This is a genomic window from Chitinophaga sp. 9-1-y, from assembly GCF_059511905.2.
Genome location: NZ_CM197955.1, coordinates 6,146,963 through 6,166,286 on the forward strand (window position 1 = coordinate 6,146,963; position 19,324 = coordinate 6,166,286).

12 protein-coding genes and 1 tRNA gene are annotated in these 19,324 nt (G+C 45.1%); 3 read left to right on the forward strand and 10 right to left on the reverse strand.

Annotation, left to right across the window (positions count from 1 at the left end; all coding sequences use genetic code 11):
- Window positions 1–16: 16 nt before the first annotated feature.
- Complete coding sequence (locus AC5ZC7_RS24225; RefSeq protein ID WP_496158451.1) at window positions 17–868, reverse strand: helix-turn-helix domain-containing protein; 852 nt, start codon at window positions 866–868, stop codon at window positions 17–19.
- A 103-nt stretch (window positions 869–971) separates the two neighbouring features.
- Here AC5ZC7_RS24225 and AC5ZC7_RS24230 point away from each other — a divergent pair, with 103 nt between their 5' ends.
- Complete coding sequence (locus AC5ZC7_RS24230; RefSeq protein ID WP_496158450.1) at window positions 972–2,036, forward strand: NAD-dependent epimerase/dehydratase family protein; 1,065 nt, start codon at window positions 972–974, stop codon at window positions 2,034–2,036.
- Window positions 2,037–2,109: 73 nt separating this feature from the next.
- Entirely contained in the window at window positions 2,110–3,150 is a 1,041-nt protein-coding gene (locus tag AC5ZC7_RS24235) for a hypothetical protein (RefSeq protein WP_496158449.1), read from the forward strand.
- Window positions 3,151–3,227: 77 nt separating this feature from the next.
- Here the strand turns inward: AC5ZC7_RS24235 and AC5ZC7_RS24240 are convergent.
- The 7 genes from AC5ZC7_RS24240 to AC5ZC7_RS24270 all read right to left on the reverse strand — a co-directional run bounded on the left by AC5ZC7_RS24240 (window position 3,228) and on the right by AC5ZC7_RS24270 (window position 9,987).
- Window positions 3,228–3,298: transfer RNA gene (locus tag AC5ZC7_RS24240), tRNA-Gln, on the reverse strand.
- A 130-nt stretch (window positions 3,299–3,428) separates the two neighbouring features.
- On the reverse strand, window positions 3,429–4,466 hold the full coding sequence (locus AC5ZC7_RS24245) for a glycosyltransferase family 9 protein (RefSeq protein ID WP_496158448.1): 1,038 nt from the start codon (window positions 4,464–4,466) through the stop codon (window positions 3,429–3,431).
- An 11-nt stretch (window positions 4,467–4,477) separates the two neighbouring features.
- Window positions 4,478–5,083 (reverse strand): DUF4254 domain-containing protein, encoded by a 606-nt coding sequence (locus AC5ZC7_RS24250; protein WP_496158447.1) that lies wholly within the window; start codon window positions 5,081–5,083, stop codon window positions 4,478–4,480.
- 739 nt (window positions 5,084–5,822) lie between these two features.
- On the reverse strand, window positions 5,823–7,247 hold the full coding sequence (locus AC5ZC7_RS24255) for an amino acid permease (protein ID WP_496158446.1): 1,425 nt from the start codon (window positions 7,245–7,247) through the stop codon (window positions 5,823–5,825).
- Between the two features lie 78 nt (window positions 7,248–7,325).
- Window positions 7,326–7,934, reverse strand: coding sequence for an OmpH family outer membrane protein (locus tag AC5ZC7_RS24260; RefSeq protein WP_496158445.1), 609 nt, complete (start codon window positions 7,932–7,934; stop codon window positions 7,326–7,328).
- A 116-nt stretch (window positions 7,935–8,050) separates the two neighbouring features.
- A complete protein-coding gene (locus AC5ZC7_RS24265; RefSeq protein ID WP_496158444.1) occupies window positions 8,051–9,073 on the reverse strand; it encodes a glycerophosphodiester phosphodiesterase family protein in 1,023 nt (340 codons plus the stop codon).
- Window positions 9,074–9,297: 224 nt separating this feature from the next.
- Window positions 9,298–9,987, reverse strand: coding sequence for a DUF4397 domain-containing protein (locus AC5ZC7_RS24270; protein WP_496158443.1), 690 nt, complete (start codon window positions 9,985–9,987; stop codon window positions 9,298–9,300).
- A 137-nt stretch (window positions 9,988–10,124) separates the two neighbouring features.
- Here AC5ZC7_RS24270 and AC5ZC7_RS24275 point away from each other — a divergent pair, with 137 nt between their 5' ends.
- The gene (locus tag AC5ZC7_RS24275; RefSeq protein ID WP_496158442.1) at window positions 10,125–10,682 is read left to right on the forward strand and encodes a hypothetical protein; all 558 of its coding nucleotides are present in this window, start codon (window positions 10,125–10,127) and stop codon (window positions 10,680–10,682) included.
- 346 nt (window positions 10,683–11,028) lie between these two features.
- Here the strand turns inward: AC5ZC7_RS24275 and rpoC are convergent, their stop codons facing one another.
- Both rpoC and rpoB read right to left on the reverse strand, forming a co-directional pair.
- On the reverse strand, window positions 11,029–15,327 hold the full coding sequence (gene rpoC / locus AC5ZC7_RS24280) for a DNA-directed RNA polymerase subunit beta' (protein ID WP_496158441.1): 4,299 nt from the start codon (window positions 15,325–15,327) through the stop codon (window positions 11,029–11,031).
- A 122-nt stretch (window positions 15,328–15,449) separates the two neighbouring features.
- Window positions 15,450–19,259, reverse strand: a complete 3,810-nt coding sequence (rpoB, locus tag AC5ZC7_RS24285) for a DNA-directed RNA polymerase subunit beta (protein WP_496158440.1) — start codon at window positions 19,257–19,259, stop codon at window positions 15,450–15,452.
- Window positions 19,260–19,324 lie beyond the last annotated feature (65 nt).

Sequence of the window (19,324 nt, forward strand, 5' to 3'; positions counted from 1 at the left end):
AACTGTCCCGCCCGCTTTAGTGGCGAATTTCCGGAGATGCCTGTACCTGTTCCCGGTAAGCGGAAGGACTGATACCATGATGCTTCCGGAAGAATTTATTCAGGTGGCTCTGGTCATTGAATCCCAGTTCGTGGCTAATTTCTTTCAAAGAAAAAGTACTGTAGTGCAACCTGTTTTCCAGCAAATGCAGTTTATACTGGTTCACATATTCCCGCAGGGTATTCCCGGTTTGCTCTTTAAAGAAAGCACCGAGATAATGTTTGGAGTAACCGAAAATAGCCGCCAACTGTTCTATCTGCACTTCACCGGTTTGGTGGATATGTTCATGAATATGATGCAGAATAGCCGTTACCCGGGCGCCACTGGCAGTACCCGCGGGTGTTAACACTTCGTTGGCTGCCTTTTTAATTTTCGCAAACAATGCCTGCAACAGGAAGAAAATGGTGTCACTGTTTTCACCGGCAGCCGCCTTCCATTCACTGCTGATCAATTGCACCAACGGCTCCATACCCGCAGCAGCTGAAGTAAATACTCTTTGCTCCCGCGCCTGCAATAATAACCGGTCCAGTTCCTGGTTCCAGTGTTGTTCTAACCGCATATGCCCGCTACCCTGCAGATATACATTGGTAAACTTAATAAACGTAAACGTAGTAGCGGTAGTGATATCGAAATGATGCGCATCGCAGGGAGCCAGCAAAAAAAGACAAGGGCCCGTATAAGGATAATCCACACCAGATATACAATGTGTACCACTTCCGCTATGAATAAAAATCAATTCAAAATGATTGTGGTTGTGCACCGGATGTTGCCATTCCGTAGCAGTAAAGTGCGACACCTTCAGGTACTCCAGTTGTATGTATCTCTTCATTCGTTGAAATATACCAATTATCCACCGCGATGTACAAGCCCGGTAAAGTCCCCGCCCGCGATCTTTGTGTTATCAAAATCAATACTAAAAATACAACAGTAATATGGAACAACATAATAATCGGAAAGTAGCGCTGATAGTAGGCGCACAGGGCGTAATAGGACGTAACTTATCCACATACCTGGAAACACAGCAGCAGTGGGAGATCATTGGCCTGTCGAGAAGAGGTGGCGAAGACAGACCTCACGTAAAACACATCGCCGTAGACCTGATGAACCGGGAAGATACCCAACAAAAACTCGGTCATCTCACCACTGTCACGCATATATTTTATGCTGCCTACCAGGATGCCGGCAGCTGGGCCGCACTGGTGGCACCTAATATGACCATGTTGCAGAATGTAGTAACAGTAGTGGAACCTATAGCTACCCAACTACAACATATTAGCCTCATGCAGGGCTACAAAGTATATGGCGCACACCTCGGCCCATTTAAAACACCTGCGCGGGAATCAGATGCCGGTACCTTTATGCCACCGGAATTCAATATGTCGCAACAACATTTCCTGGAGCAACAACAAAGCGGAAAATCCTGGACCTGGTCGGCCATACGTCCTTCTGTAGTAGGTGGATTTGCACTGGGCAACCCCATGAACCTCGCCATGGTCATAGCTGTATACGCTGCTATTTCCAAAGAGCTGGGACTGCCGCTCCGTTTTCCCGGTAAACCAGGCGCCTATCATACGCTGATGGAAATGACCGATGCCAACCTGCTGGCCAAAGCCACCACCTGGGCCGCCACCAGCGATGCCGGCGCAAACAACGCCTTCAACATCAACAACGGCGACCTGTTTCGCTGGTCCGATCTCTGGCCACGCATTGCCCGCTATTTTGATATGGAAGTGGCAGATCCGCTCCCCATACCACTGGCAGAAGTAATGGCCGATAAAGCCCCGCTATGGAATAACATGATGGAAAAATACGGATTACAATATGGCTATGAAGAAGTGTCTTCCTGGAAATTCGGAGACTTCGTGTTCTCCTGGGACTACGACTTCTTTGCTGATGGCTCCAAAGCCCGCAGAGCGGGGTTCCAGGAATTTGTGGATACAGAAAGGATGTTTATGGAAATCTTCGACAATTTTAAAAAGATGAAGGTGATTCCGTGAGGATTTTTATTTTTGGATATCTGTAGGAGATGATGCCAGTAACGCTGGCATCATTAACCCCTATCCTAACAACATGAACCCAATTGTCTTCAAACAGTTTATCAGGAAATTACCGTGTTTAATCCTTATTCTTTTTTCCTACCTGTTGTATGGACAAAATAATCATCCGGCATACTATGGTTTCAGACATCTGCAAACAATTTTCAAAGGAGATACCGTTGATATCTTAATAAAGTCGAAGAAAGGAGAAGAAACAAAAACGAAACCCTTATTTCTTTTTTGCCAGGGTAGTTTACCTATCCCGCTGATCATTGTCTATGATAAAACTAAGGAGAATGGTATTTATAGCGTATTTCCTTTTAACACCGATAGTTTGTGCGAAAAATATCATCTCGCTATTATCAGTAAACCATATGTTCCATTGATGATGAATCAGGAGCAATTGAACCCTGATTTGACTTATAGCGACAGTACCCGGAAGTACCCACGAAAATACCTTGACCGCAACCTGCTGGAATATTATGTTGATAGGAATAAACAGGTCCTTCTCTTCTTACAAAAGCAAAACTGGATTTCGAAAAAACAACTCATTGTAGCAGGGCATTCAGAAGGAAGTACCATTGCGGCAAAATTAGCCATGGCTACTCCGGCAGTTACTGCATTAATATATTCGGCAGGTAATCCAATGGGGCGGATAATGACCATCATTGAGCGCAGCAGGAAAGCAGAGAAAGACAGTGTGAGTGCAGCAGAAGACGAAATAAGTAACTGGGAAAATATTGTAGCACACCGGGAAAGTATGGAAACACTGTCTGGTGACCCTTATAAAACGACCTACCAATTCTCCATACCACCTGTCAACTATCTTAACAGGCTTAAAATCCCAGTTTTGGTAACTTATGGTTCCAGGGATGCCGGCGCGCCATTTAATGATTATTTAAGGGTGGAGACCATTAGAACGGGAAGCAGGAATTTTACCTTCAAAACATATATAGGAACAGAACATAACTATTTCCCGGTAAAGGAGGATGGTAGCATCAACTACGATGTTTTCAACTGGAATAAAGTAGCGGAAGATTGGCGAAAGTGGTTGATGGAGCTAATGGTTAAATAATGAAAAATGTTGTGCTGATTTTTCCATCTACCAGAAAAAAAAAGAGAATGGAAAAATTCCATTCTCTTTTTTAGTAGTTGCCCAACCTGGATTCGAACCAAGACAAACAGAACCAAAATCTGTCGTACTACCATTATACTATTGGGCAATACCCTTTGTTGTTTGGGATGGCAAAAGTATAACTTTTTTTATTTCTGCAAAAAAAACTTGCAATATTTTTTAAATATCCTTCGAGATCCGCTACAGTAAAGCCTATTCAATTTCAACCATCCGGCGGATCACGGCAACTTATTTACTTTTTCGCTTATCTGTTCCGGTTTTATCCATTCCATACAGGCGTGATCTCCCCTGAAACAGGGTTTATTCCCGAAAACAGAGCAGGGGCGGCAACTAAGGTCATTGATTTGTACCGCAAGGTCCACCGGTTGTGCATAGCCCATAAAGCCGGCAAAGGGATGGGTAGCCCCCCATACAGATACCACGGGCACCCCAAACAGGGAAGCCAGGTGCATATTAGCAGAATCCATGCTGATCATAACATCCAGCTGGCTGATAATCGCCATTTCTTCCAACAGCGTAAAGCGGCCCGCTACCAGTATGGCTTGTGGATATTTAGCCTGCAATTCGGTTAGCAGCGCCACCTCCTGTTTTCCCCCTCCCATCAGTAAAACCCGGTGATTAGGTTCCTGTAGTAACATCTCCAGCACATCAGCCATTTTCTCCAGCGGGTACATCTTTTCCCGGTAAGTGGCAAAAGGAGCCATTCCAATCCACTTTCCGGTGTCTTTGGCACCAGTGACCGCAGTGATGGATGCTGTTAAGGCACGGGGCGGAAAAACGGGTTTATGGCCCATTTCACAATGAAAGCCCAACTGCCGGAAAACCACGGCATACCGTTCAATAGTGCTGGTAAGTGGCCGTAATACCTTGTTCTCCTTTCTTGTCAGCGCTTTTTTTTCTGCACGTCCTTTATCAATCGACGCTACCGGGGTACCGGTAAGCCGGAAAAAGCTGCGTATTATCTTAGAACGCAATACATTGTGCAAATCGGCTACGGCATGAATGTGGTGTGCTTTTTTAACTTCACGGAATAAACGGTATAGTCCTTTTACTCCTTTATGTATGCCTTTTACATCTGCCGGAAAAAAAGTAAGCCGGGGAATGTCAGCGCACAAAGCACCCCAGTTGCGGTTGGTCACAAAAACAATCTCCACTTCCGGATTATCTTCCAGCACCTGCTTCATCACCGGGATGGTCATGGCTACGTCGCCCATGGCCGACAACCGGGTAACCAGTATCGTTTTAACAGTGCCCAATGATTGCCAGTTTATTTTTCAGTTTTGTATAAAACAGGGTTCAGCGAAGGATCATTATACATTTTCATCTGCTTATATACCTTCATGAACTTTTTACCTGCTTCAATATCTGCCAGTAACGCCTCTATGGCTGTTCCCAGGTCCTGTTGCTGTTCCAGCAGGATGTCCAGTTTCTTCTGACAGGCAGCCCGGTGCTCCGGCGTTGCATCAACACGATTGGCCTCCTCCTGCATATGATAAATCTTCAGCGCCAGGATAGACAAACGGTCTATAGCCCAGGCCGGACTTTCCGTATTAATGCTGGCATCCGCCACCGGTACTACTTTACTGTATTTTTCCAGGAAATAGCTGTCGATATACTCCACCACATCGGTACGCTCCTGGTTGGAACGGTCTATCCAGCGCTTAATGCCCAGGGCTTCCACCGGGTCTATTTTCGGATCACGGATAATATCTTCCAGGTGCCACTGCACCGTGTCTATCCAGTTTTTCAGGAAAAGCAGGTGCTCAATGCTGCTCTTTTCATAAGGATTGGAAATGGCCTGATGCACATCGTTATGCTCGTGGTAGGCCGCGATACTCTGGTTAAATATCTTATTGCACAATTGTGTAAACATGCCGCGAAGGTACAAAAAACAGCTATTAGCTGTTAGCCATTAGCTGTTAGTAAAAACCAAAATAACCCATTCACTTAAACACTAAAAAATCTCGCATTTTCCTAAAAGCTAACCGCTAATAGCTAATAGCTAAAAAAAAGAAGCGCATGGTAGAAACCATACGCTTATTGTAAAAGATTGTCATGTGAATGTTCGAGAATGCAAATCGTGAAGGCTTTTAATGGTTATCTTGGGGTTGAGATGCCGTCAAGGTGTACCACCTTAATTTCCTTTTTACCCTAAAAATGATGCTGTAACACACCAAATGTTGGCAATAATATTTTTATTGACTGTTTATATTGTTGAATATTGTTTGAATGAAGTAAATGTTAATCACTCTAATGGCTATACGTTTTTTTGAGGGTATAAATAAAAAATAACTAATCGCGGCAATTGTTAACAAAATCCAAATCACAAATTACAGGGCCGGATCACAGACATTAAATTTCATAAATGGAAGTGGCCTCTTACCACCAGCTTTATGGGACCTCCTATGCTTATGTTGACAATTCCTTTTGTTTAAATATTCTCTATTACTACTGGGTTTTCTAAATTATTAGGGTTCTGTTAGCACACATCACATTGTCTGTGTGTCTTAGTGCAAATTAAGAGTGGCCACTGCAGTATGCACTGCAGTGGCCACTCTTTTTTATACAACTTTCGTGGTAAATCTCCTGTTTCTTTGTCCATTTTAGCTAAATCAACTCTTCGGTTGACGCGCCATGGCAATGTAATAGAGCGGAATGCCCAATAAAATAATACCCAGTCCGGGTAAAGTAAATTTGCTTTCAAACACCAGCAACAACGCCGCAAGCGACAATGCCACAATGATATAAACGAGTGGCAGTACCGGGTAACCAAAAGCTTTATAAGGTCTGTCCACCTCCGGACGCTTACGTCTTAAAATAAAAATACCCAGGATAGTCAGCACATAAAATATCAATACCCCAAATATCACCAGCGCCAGCAAATCATTGTAGCGGCCTGTCAAACACAGCATAGACGCCCAGGCGCATTGTATCCACAATCCATATGCCGGCACACTGTGCTTGTTTAATACACCTGCCTGTTTGAAAAACAATTTATCTTCTGCCATGGTATAATAAATCCTGGCACCCGATAAAATCAGTCCGTTATTGCAGCCAAACGTGGAAATCATAATCATCACAGCAATAATGATCGCACCATTAGACCCAAAGATCTTTGCCGCTGCAGCCACACCTACACGGTCATTGGCGGCAAATGCAATTTCATTCAGTGGCAATACAGCCAGGTACATCAGGTTACAACTCACATAAATAATCGTTACAATCAACGTACCCAGGAAAAGAGAACGACCAATATTCTTTGCCGGATTCTTAATTTCACCTGCAATAAAAGTCACGTTGTTCCAGGCATCACTGGAAAACAACGACCCCTTCATAGATACCGCCACAGCCCCCATCAATGCCAATCCCGACAAACCAGCCGTTACTACGTCTCCATTCAGGGTAGTTACCGACGCCGCATCCCACGCATGCTGCCAGTTAGCCTGCCAGATTTCATGTTTAGCTCCCAACGCAAATCCGAAAATAATCAGGCCAAATAAAGACAGCAGCTTAGCCAACGTAAACACCGTTTGTATCAACTTACCATGATGCACACCACGTGTATTGATAAACGTTAGTAAGATGATAGACACAATGGCCACTATCTGCGCCGCAGAAATCTGCACCACACCTATATCTAACAAAATATTCTTTTCACTGAACCCAGGAATCAGGTAAGCGGTAAACTTGGCAAAAGCCACCGCTACTGCAGCTATAGTACCCGTTTGGATAACCCCAAACTGCGTCCAGCCAAATAAGAAAGCAATAAATGGATTGTAGGCCTCCCGCAAATAAACATATTGCCCGCCAGCCTTGGGATACATACCGGAGAGTTCTCCGTAACTGAGCGCGGCAATCAGGGTGACCACACCGGCCAACACCCACATCGCGGTAATCCAGCCAGCACCGCCTACACTACGGGCTATTTCGGCCGTTACAATAAAAATACCGGAACCTATCATGGAACCGGCTACAATCATCGTGGCATCTAGCAGCCCCAGGGAGGGCTTGAAAGATTGAGTTTGGTTGATTTCCATATTGTTATTTATAAAAAATCCCGGTTCATAAAGGAACCGGGACTATAAGGTAGAAAAAATTTCGAAGGTTTTATGCGCTTATTTTGACGCACCCGCACCATTCGCATTCATTCCTTTGATAACATCCGGTGTTACATCATATGCCGGATCTTTATACAGAATGTTGCTGGCATTGCTACGGTATGAGAATATATAAGCATAACGTTTGTCTGCGTTGAAGGACTTCAGGAAATCATCCAGTCTTTTCTGCAATTCCTCATTAAACTTGGTTTGCTGCTCAGTATAAGAAGCACCCAGGTTCTGCGCTTCCTGATCCAGCTGCTGCTTTTTAGCCATCAGGCTGCGTTGCGCGGCCTCACCCTGCTCCTGTGTAAGCGTGGACGCTTTACGCTGCAGGTCCTCATATTCTGCCTGTAAAGCACGGGCCTTGCCTTTCAGCTGATTGTCCATCTGCTCCTGCTTCTGTTCCAGTAAGGCTCTTTTTTCTTTAAAATACTCGAAATGCGCTTCCAGTGAATCCAGATCTACATACGCAATTTTGAAACTTCCCGCTGCTGGAGTACTGGTACCTGCTGCTGGCGTGGCTGGGGCGTTGTTACCAGCTTTGTTTCCCTGGCAAGACATCAATAATCCGGCTGCTAATGCCGCTAATAATCCTTTTGTCACTAATTGTTTACGAGTGCGCATGTTAATAGGTGGATTTGTGCTTCTTTTAGTACATTTTTAAAATGGAACGGCTAAAATAAGGTTTTTACCGGATTTTCAAATTCGGATCCCCTTTTTTAGCTAGGATTTAACTAATATTAGTGCTTTACCTTCTCCAACAGGAGTTCCGGCTCATTGGTAGTAATGAAATCAATACCATCTTTCAATAATCCATCCATTATTTCCGGATTATCAATGGTCCACGCATTAGTGGTAACCTGCTGTTGACGGGCGGTAGCAATTAATTGAGGATCCTTTTTAAATACCTGCTGGTTGTAATCCAGTCCCCATATACCATCCGCCTGCAATTGGGCCGGCGTTTTATCACCATTCAGATAGGCGATTTTAGCGGTAGGGTCCAGCTCCTTTATTTTCTTACAAATGTTATAGTCGAAACTGATATAAAACATCCAGGCCTGGGCTTTCTTAGCATGCACCATGGCTACTGCCTGCGTAGCCAGTTGCGCGCCTTTCCCTTTGGCAGAAGGCTTCAGCTCCAATACCAGCCTGGTTTTATGCTGTTCCATAATGGTATTGATATATTCTTCCAGGGTAGGCACGCGGTCGCCATTCTTTAACTGCACGGTTTGTAACTCCGCCAGGGTGGTTTCTTCCACTTTTTTACCTCCTATCTCCGGATCATGCGATATCACCAGCTGATCATCAGACGATAACCAAACATCAAACTCAGATCCTTCACAACCCAGTTTGATAGCGTCTTTCAGGGAGGTTAAACTATTCTGACTGCCTTCATGATACTTCCACGCACCCCGATGCGCCACTACCTTATTGCGGATGAATTGGTCTGCTACCAGCAGAAAATCAGCAGTATCATTACCCGCTTTAATACGCACCGGGTAAGTCATAACGCCGTTATCAGCCACACTCACCTTCCTCTTTAACTTCAACTCATTTCCGCTGATGGTAAATAAACCGGATTTATCTTCCAGTATCACAGCCGAACCTACCTTTCCTTCTTTGTCGTACACCTTTCCGATGGTGGCGTTCCTTTTCTTAACGGGAATCGTATAGGCATCCAGGTAAGGAGCCGCCGCCTGTTGCGCGCCTGCTGTTACGGCGCCCAGCATAGCCATTCCTCCAAGAAGAAACATTTTTTTCATATCCCGATCGTTTGTTGCTAAAAATAGCGTGCAATTTATTCCTTTCTCCCCCCTTGCCGGAAATCACCTCGTTAAATTAAAATAAAGCTTTGGAAAAGCAAAGGCGAAAAGCGGAAAGCAAAAAGCTATTGTATCGAATGATGGCAGCACGCACTACTCTTATACGTTATCATCATTCGCTACAATAGCTTTTTGCTTTCCGCTTTATGCTTTATGCTTTATGCTTAATTATGCTGGATCGTTAATATATCAAATCTTGCAGAGTCCAATGGATAACCGGCCGTCACCAGGGTATATACCTTCCCTTTTTGCGTAGGCAACGGGTGATACCTCAACGACAAAGAAGAATCCACGTAATTGAAACGAATGGAGTAAGCACTATCACCAATCAATGGTACAAAATCAGTCCGCGAAGGGAAGGCTAATCCTTTAAAAATCACTGGCGACGAGCCTGCAAAAACGTCCATGCCCAGCGGCGTTCTGTTAGGTTTAAATCCCTGACTGAGATCAACCACCCTGAACTTTGCACTGCCTTCACCAAATGAACTTAAATCATCTTCTGTAATGATCAACAGGGGATTTAATGCACTGTCTCCCCCCAGGAACGCCGTGTAGTAGTGATTATTTCTCAAAAAAATCCCACTGTTATATAGTATCACATTAGGCTGGCCGGTAGGCGTAATAATGAGGTTGTATTTCTGCGCACGATAGGCTTTATAACCGGTAACGGTTTTGTAGCCTACGTTGCTGGCAAAAGCAAGCGAATCCAGGCGGATATCGTATTGTACATTATTAGGTAATGCATCAACCACCATAAAATGTCCATGCGTATCTGGCACCGCACTGTCGCTGTTCTTCTTGCATGCTCCCAGCATAGTGAGCCCTATAATAATGGGAATAATCAGGTATTTCATGAAATCCGCTTCGTTTTTACGGAATCAAAAATAGGTTTTAATTAGTTTTTAATGAGCCCTGCTTAAACAAATATTATTCTTCCCCGTCTATTCTTCACAAACAATTTATTTATCATATAACAAAAACCTGCAACAAAATGAAAATGCCAGCTATCCTTGTACCCGCTTTTCTTTTAGGCCTCGTTTCCCTGAATACCAGTGCCCAGAAACGCGCCAGCCACGACCGGCAAGATATCCGTCACGATCGTAAAGACATACAACACGATAATAAAGATATCAGCAACACCAAAAAAGATATCAAACGGGATCGCAACGAGGTAAAACAGGATAACAGGGATATCAATAATGACAAAAAAGATATCCATGCCAACCGCAAAGATTTACAACATGATCGTAACGATGTAAACAAAGACAGAAAAGATATCGCACAAGACCGCAAAAACGGCGATACTAAAGATCTCGCGAAAGATAAGGCAGATCTGAAACACGACTACCACGACATTCATCACGACAAAAAAGACCTGCAACAGGACAATAAAGATCTGAACAAAGATCGCCGGGACCGCAACCAGGACAACAAAGACATTCAGCAGGATAAACACCAGCTAAACCGGGAAAGGAAAGATAAAAACCATGATGTAAAAGATTTACAGCATGACAAAAAAGACCTGCAACAGGATGCAGCTAAACAGTAGTTATTCATTTGAAAAATCTATACTCCAACATTCATTGACTTATCCCCAAAAACGGGTGTTTACATGAGCAAAGACCCGTGTTCATCCTGTTCCCCAGGCTTACAACTCCTTAAGCTACCGGCAAGCAATAGATATTGATTAAGGAGACGTATATCGATACATCCATTGGTTTACTTCAAAAAAATAGCGGGTGTTTCCGGTTGGGAATACCCGCTTTCATTTGTAGGCCGTAAGTTTTGATTTCGGGAGATAGATATCAATACATGGATGTCTTTACCTCATAAAAAAAGCGGGTGTCTCCTATTGGAAACACCCGCTTTCGTATTGTTGAAGATGCTTTTCAGCACTATTCTTCTTCGTCGAACTGGAACACTTCTTTAGAAGAGGCCAGGATATCGTATTCTTCTTTAGAACCTACGATCATGTTTTCGAACTCACGTAAACCGGTACCGGCAGGGATCAGGTGACCTGTGATCACATTCTCCTTCAGACCCATCATATCATCGGTTTTACCGTTGATCGCAGCCTGAGACAGTACTTTGGTAGTTTCCTGGAACGAAGCAGCAGAGATCCAGCTGCGGGTACCGAGGGATGCCTTGGTAATACCCTGCAGGAGTGGGCTGGAAGTAGCCGGCTGTGCATCGCGGTACTCAACCAGTTTCTTATCTGCACGACGTAACAGAGAGTTTTCTTCACGAACCTGGCGCAGGGTTACGATCTGGCCCGCTTTCAGGTTAGCAGATTCACCCGCTTCAGTTACAACCTTCTTATCGAAGATCATATCGTTTTCTTCAAAGAAGTCAAATCTATCTTCAGTATCACCTTCGAGGAAGCGGGTATCACCCGGATCTTCGATGTTTACTTTACGCATCATTTGACGAACAATCACCTCAATGTGCTTGTCATTGATCTTCACACCCTGTAAACGGTATACTTCCTGGATTTCATTTACCAGGTATTCCTGTACAGCAAACGGTCCTTTAATAGACAGGATGTCTGCAGGAGTAGTAGAACCATCGGAGAGAGAAGTACCAGCCTTCACGAAGTCACCGTCCTGTACCAGGATGTGACGTGTTAATGGCACCAGGTATTTCTTGATCTGACCTTCACGGCTTTCGATGATGATTTCGCGGTTACCACGTTTGATGTTACCAAATGCTACCACACCGTCAATTTCAGAAACGATGGCAGGGTTGCTTGGGTTACGTGCTTCGAAGAGCTCCGTTACACGTGGCAGACCACCCGTGATATCTCGCAGTTTACCGATAACGCGTGGGATCTTCACAATTACCTGACCGGCTCTTACCTTATCACCTTCGGTGATCACGATATGGGAACCTACTGGTAAGTTGTATGATTTCACCTCTTTGTTACCTTCTACGAGGATAGACGGAATCTTATTCTTGTCTTTGGTTTCAATTACCACTTTCTCACGGTGACCGGTTTGTTCGTCTGCTTCTTCACGGAAGGTGATACCTTCTACGATGCTATCGAAACGAATGCTACCAGGGATTTCAGACACGATAACGGCATTGAACGGATCCCATGTACAGAGCATGTCTCCTTTCACTACTTTCTGCCCGTCTTTCACCAGTAAGGTAGAACCATAAGGGATGTTGTTGGTTACCAGCAGACGATCGTTTTTCACGTCCATGATACGCAACTCACCGGTACGGCCGATAACGATCTGTACTTTTTCACCCTGGTTGTTTTCGTAGGTGGTAGTACGTAAACCGTCGAATTGAACAGTACCATCAAACTTGGCTGGCAAACCGGATTCAACGGAAGTAGAACCGGCCACACCACCCACGTGGAAGGTACGCAGTGTCAACTGGGTACCAGGCTCACCGATGGACTGCGCCGCGATGATACCAACGGCATCACCTCTTTGTGCAGTGTAACCGCTCGCCAGGTTTTTACCGTAACATTTCACACACACACCACGACGGCTTTCGCAAGTCAGTACGGAGCGGATTTCTACGGTTTCAATGGCACTTTCTTCAATTCTGTGTGCTATTTCTTCTGTGATTTCAGCACCTGCTGCTACGATCAGTTCATCATCGTTATGAGGATCAAACACATCGTGCAGGGAAGTACGTCCGAGGATACGGTCATACAGGGTTTCAATCACTTCTTCATTATCTTTCAATGCAGAAGTAGCGATACCACGGAGAGTGCCACAATCTTCTTCATTAATTACCACATCCTGCGCAACGTCTACCAGACGACGGGTCAGGTAACCCGCATCCGCCGTTTTCAACGCCGTATCCGCAAGACCCTTACGGGCACCGTGCGTAGAGATGAAGTATTCCAATACGTTCAAACCATCTTTAAAGTTGGACAATACCGGGTTTTCGATGATCTCGGAACCGGTAGATCCACTCTTACGCGGCTTAGCCATCAGACCTCTGATACCAGCCAGCTGTTTGATCTGTTGCTTGGAACCACGCGCACCGGAATCCAACATCATGTATACTGAGTTGAAACCTTGCTTGTCTGTTGCCAGCTCACGGATCAGGGTTTCTGTTACCTTCGTATCCACACGTGACCAGATATCGATGATCTGGTTGTAACGTTCGTTGTTGGTAATCAGACCCATGTTATAGTTATCCCACACTTCGTCTACTTCGCTGGAAGCACCATCAATCATGTCTTGCTTAACATCTGGGATGATCAGGTCATTAATGTTAAATGACAGACCACCGCGGAACGCCATGCGGAAACCTAATTGTTTGATGTCATCCAGGAACTTCGCAGTTTTAGGGATGTCAGTTGCTTTGATGATATCACCGATGATTTCACGCAGTGATTTCTTGGTCAGCAGGGCGTTAACATAACCGGCAGCTTTAGGTACGAACTGGTTGAACAGTACGCGGCCTACAGTAGTTTCGATCAGCTTTCTTTCCAGTGAACCATCTGCATTTCTTACGTCCGCTTTCACACGGATGTGAGCATGCAGGTCAATACGATCTTCATTCAGTGCGATGATTACTTCTTCAGCAGAATAGAAGGCTTTACCTTCTCCTCTTACTACTACATCGCCTATCGTTTTCTTACCCTTGGTAATGTAATACAGACCAAGAACCATGTCCTGTGAAGGCAGGGTGATTGGCGTACCATTCTGCGGGTTGAGGATGTTGTGAGAAGACAGCATCAGCAGTTGGGCTTCCAGGATTGCAGCGTTGCTCAAAGGCACGTGAACCGCCATCTGGTCACCATCGAAATCCGCGTTGAACGCAGAACACACGAGTGGGTGCAACTGTATCGCTTTACCTTCTACCAGTTTAGGCTGGAATGCCTGGATAGACAAACGGTGCAGGGTTGGTGCACGGTTTAACATTACCGGGTGACCTTTCAGTACATTTTCCAGGATATCCCAAACCACCGCTTCTTTACGATCTACCAGCTTCTTAGCTGATTTCACGGTTTTAACGATACCTCTTTCGATCAGCTTACGGATAATAAACGGTTTGAATAACTCCGCCGCCATATCCTTAGGCAAACCACATTCGTGTAATTTCAGTTCAGGACCTACCACGATAACAGAACGTCCGGAGTAATCCACACGTTTACCGAGCAAGTTCTGACGGAAACGACCTTGTTTACCTTTCAGTACGTCTGACAGTGATTTCAGTGCACGACCACCTTCCGCTTTCACCGCATTGGATTTACGGGAGTTGTCGAACAGGGAATCCACTGCTTCCTGCAGCATACGTTTTTCGTTACGAAGGATCACCTCAGGTGCCTTAATTTCGATCAAACGTTTCAGACGGTTGTTACGGATAATTACCCTGCGGTAAAGGTCGTTCAGGTCGGAAGACGCGAAACGGCCACCATCCAATGGAACTAACGGACGCAGTTCAGGAGGTACTACCGGGATATATTGCATCACCATCCATTCAGGACGGTTTTCTACACGACCATTTGCTTCACGGAAAGCTTCCACTACGCTCAGACGTTTCAGCGCTTCCGCTTTACGTTGCTGGGAAGTTTCAGTAGCCGCCTGGTTACGCAGCTGATAAGAAAGGCTGTCCAGGTCAATACGGGCCAGCATCATTTCTACCGCTTCCGCACCCATTTTAGCAATAAACTTGTTAGGATCTTCATCCGGTAACAGTTGATTGTCTTTTGGTAAGGTGTCCAGGATATCCAGGTATTCTTCTTCAGTGAGCAAATCACCGTAGTTCATGCCTTTCTCCTGTTTCATACCCGCCTGGATAATCACATATCTTTCATAGTACACAATGGTTTCCAGTTTCTTGGAAGACATTCCAAGCAGGTAACCAATCTTGTTAGGCAGGGATTTGAAATACCATATATGTACAACGGGAACCACTAAACGAATGTGACCCATTCTTTCACGACGTACTTTCTTCTCCGTTACCTCAACACCACAACGATCACACACAATACCCTTATAACGGATACGCTTATATTTTCCGCAATAGCACTCGTAATCCTTTACAGGCCCGAATATTCTTTCGCAGAATAAACCATCACGTTCCGGTTTGTAAGTACGGTAGTTGATGGTTTCAGGTTTCAGCACCTCACCGTATGAACGCTCCAGGATAACATCCGGAGAAGCCAGACTGATGGTAATGCTGTTAAAATTTGATTTAGGACGATTTTCTTTCTTGATAGCCATCTGTTATTAGCTTTTAGCTGTTAGCCGTTGGTGATAAGCCAGCGACAAAAATTTTATTCCTGCGAAATATCCAAGCTATCAGCCATTAGCATTCACTGCTAATGGCTGGTAGCTAAAAGCTCTTAGTCAAATTTCAGATCCAGACCCAGACCACGCAATTCATGGATCAATACGTTGAAGGATTCAGGTACACCCGCTTTAGGGATGTTGTCTCCTTTCACGATAGATTCATATGCTTTGGCACGACCAACGATATCATCTGATTTAATAGTAAGCAGTTCCTGCAGGATGTTAGATGCACCGTATGCTTCCAGTGCCCATACCTCCATCTCACCAAAACGCTGACCACCGAACTGGGCTTTACCACCCAAAGGCTGTTGGGTAATGAGACTGTACGGTCCGATAGAACGGGCGTGCATCTTATCATCCACCATGTGGCTCAGTTTAAGCATATAGATAACACCCACAGTTGCTTTCTGGTGGAAGCGGTCACCCGTTTCACCGTCATGCAGGTAAGCGTGACCAAAGCTTGGTAAACCAGCTTCATTGATATATCCGGCAATTTCTTCTGTAGTAGCACCATCAAAGATCGGAGTCGCAAAACGTACACCCAGTTTCAGACCTGCCCAACCTAATACGGTTTCGTAGATCTGTCCAAGGTTCATACGGGAAGGTACCCCGAGTGGGTTCAGTACGATATCCAGTGGTGTACCATCTTCCAGGAATGGCATGTCTTCATCACGCACAATCTTGGCAACGATACCCTTGTTACCGTGACGTCCCGCCATCTTATCACCCACTTTCAACTTACGCTTGCTGGCCAGGTAAACCTTCGCCAGTTTCAGTACGCCCGCTGGCAGCTCATCACCGATAGAGATGTTGAACTTCTCACGTTTGTAACGACCCAGCTCTTCGTTGAACTTGATGTTATAGTTATGCAGCAGGGTATTGATCTGATCGTTCACCACTTCGTCTGTTGTCCAGCCCAGTGGGTTTACGTTCATGAAGTCAATATTCACGAGGTTCTTTGGAGAGAACTTGGATCCTTTGGAAATCAGTATTTCACCGTAAGTGTTGGTAATACCCTGAGAGGTTTTATCCTTCAGTAATACCAGCAACTTGCTCATCAACACTTCCAGCAGATCTTCCGCATTCTTCTGGTGAATTTTCTCCAGTTTCTCGATCGCCGCTTTTTCACGGGTTTTGGAGTTCTTGTCTTTCTTAGCGCGGCTAAACAATTTCTTGTCGATTACCACACCTTCTGTAGACGGAGGTGCTTTCAGAGAAGCATCTTTCGCATCAGAAGCCTTGTCACCAAAGATCGCTCTTAAGAGTTTTTCTTCAGGAGAAGGATCAGACTCACCACGTGGGGTAATTTTACCGATCAGGATATCACCTTCTTTAATGTGCGCACCAACACGGATAATACCGTTCTGGTCGAGGTCTTTGGTAGCCTCTTCACTTACGTTAGGGATATCTGGAGTCAGCTCTTCTTCACCCAGTTTGGTATCACGAACTTCCAGTTCATATTCATCGATGTGGATGGAAGTAAAGAGATCTTCACGTGCAACACGCTCAGAAATTACGATCGCATCCTCAAAGTTGTAACCTTTCCAAGGCATGAACGCTACCTTCAGGTTGCGTCCCAGTGCCAGTTCACCACCGCGGGTAGCGTAACCTTCTGTGAGGAAGTCGCCATCCTTAACACGCTGACCTTTCTTCACGCAAGGTCTGAGGTTAATACAGGTGCTTTGGTTGGTTTTAACGAATTTAGTCAGTGTGTAAACGATCAGATCGTCTTCAAAGCTCACCAGTTTCTGCATTTCATCACGTTCGTAGCGAACATGGATTTCATTTGCATCCACAAATTCGATCACACCGTTACCATCTGCGGTAATCTGCAAACGGGAGTCACGTGCAGCTTTGCCTTCCAAACCAGTACCTACGATAGGTACTTCAGGGTTCAGCAATGGTACTGCCTGACGTTGCATGTTTGATCCCATCAACGCACGGTTGGCATCATCGTGTTCCAGGAACGGAATCAGCGACGCACTCAAACCTACGATCTGGTTAGGTGCCACGTCCATGAATTCCACTTCATCTCTGTCAAGAATCGGGAAGTCACCGGTTTCGCGGGATTTTACTTTATCATTTACGAAATGACCTTTATCATCCAGTGGGGCGTTAGCCTGTGCAATCTTCACAGAATCTTCTTCCTCAGCGCTCAGGAACTCCACTTTATGCATGTCTACTTTACCGCTGATTACTTTACGGTAAGGTGTTTCAATGAAGCCCATTTCATTCACCTTCGCGTGAACGCAAAGGGTAGAAATCAGACCGATGTTTGGTCCTTCTGGTGTTTCAATGGTACACAAACGGCCATAGTGGCTATAGTGAACGTCACGCACCTCAAAGCCTGCTCTTTCACGACTCAAACCACCGGGTCCGAGAGCGGAAATACGACGTTTGTGCGTGATTTCAGATAACGGGTTTGTTTGATCCAGGAACTGAGATAACTGGGAAGTACCGAAGAAGGAGTTGATCACGGAAGACAAAGTCCTGGCGTTGATCAGATCTACCGGGGTAAATACCTCGTTATCACGTACGTTCATTCTTTCACGGATGGTACGTGCCATACGTGCCAGACCAACACCAAACTGAGCATATAACTGCTCGCCTACAGTACGCACACGACGGTTGGAGAGGTGATCGATATCATCGATTTCCGCTTTACCGTTCGTCAGCTGTACCAGGTACTTGATGATGGAGATGATGTCATCCTTCGTCAACACTTTCATGTCTAACGGAGTAGGAAGACCTAATTTTCTGTTGATCTTGTAACGACCCACGTCACCTAAATCGTAACGTTTGTCGGAGAAGAACAATTTATCGATGATGCCCCTTGCAGTTTCATCATCCGGCGCATCGGCACCGCGCAGTTGGCGGTAGATGTGCTGAACGGCTTCCAGCTCGGAGTTAGATGTATCCTTATTTAATGTATTGTAGATGATGGAGAAATCGCCGCTCACCTCTTCTTTCTGAACGAAAACGCTTTTCAGCCCCATGTCTACGATGGTTTCGATATTCGCTTCATCCAGGATGCTATCACGCTCCAGCATAATTTCATTACGCTCGATGCTCACCACTTCACCGGTATCTTCATCCACAAAGTCTTCCACCCAGCTTCTTAAAACACGGGCAGCCAGCTTTTTGCCGGCATATTTATCAAGACTCTTTTTGTCTGCTTTTACTTCATCTGCCATGCCAAACAGCTGCAGGATATCCTTATCTGTTTCATAGCCGATGGCACGTAACAGGGTGGTAACCGGGAATTTCTTCTTACGGTCGATGTAGGCGTACATCACGTTGTTGATGTCCGTTGCAAACTCCATCCACGCGCCCTTGAACGGAATCACCCTTGCAGAGTAGATTTTAGTACCGTTCGGATGTACAGATTGACCAAAGAAAACACCAGGTGAACGATGCAGTTGGGATACAACTACGCGCTCAGCACCATTAATAACGAAAGTACCTCTTGGAGTCATGTACGGAATGTTTCCTAAGAACACATCCTGAACAATCGTCTGGAAATCCACATGCTCCTCATCATTACAGCTGAGGCGGAGTTTCGCTTTCAACGGTACGGAATAAGTAAGCCCACGCTCAATACACTCCTCGATGGTATAACGCGGCGGATCCACGAAATAATCGAGGAATTCCAGATTAAAGATATTTCTGGTATCCGTAATCGGGAAGTTCTCTTTAAATACTTTAAAAAGGCCTTCGTTGTTTCGCTTGTCTGGTGTGGTTTCTAATTGGAAGAAATCCTTGAAAGATTGGATTTGGATAGCCAACAGATCCGGTGTCTCAGTAACTTGTTTGATCTTTCCAAAATTTACTCTTTCGTTTGTTTGGGCTTTTTTTAGAGACATATTCGAAGTTAGCAGTTATATGACTTGTAAGAATTAGGGAAATTAAGATTTCTTTGCCAATACCA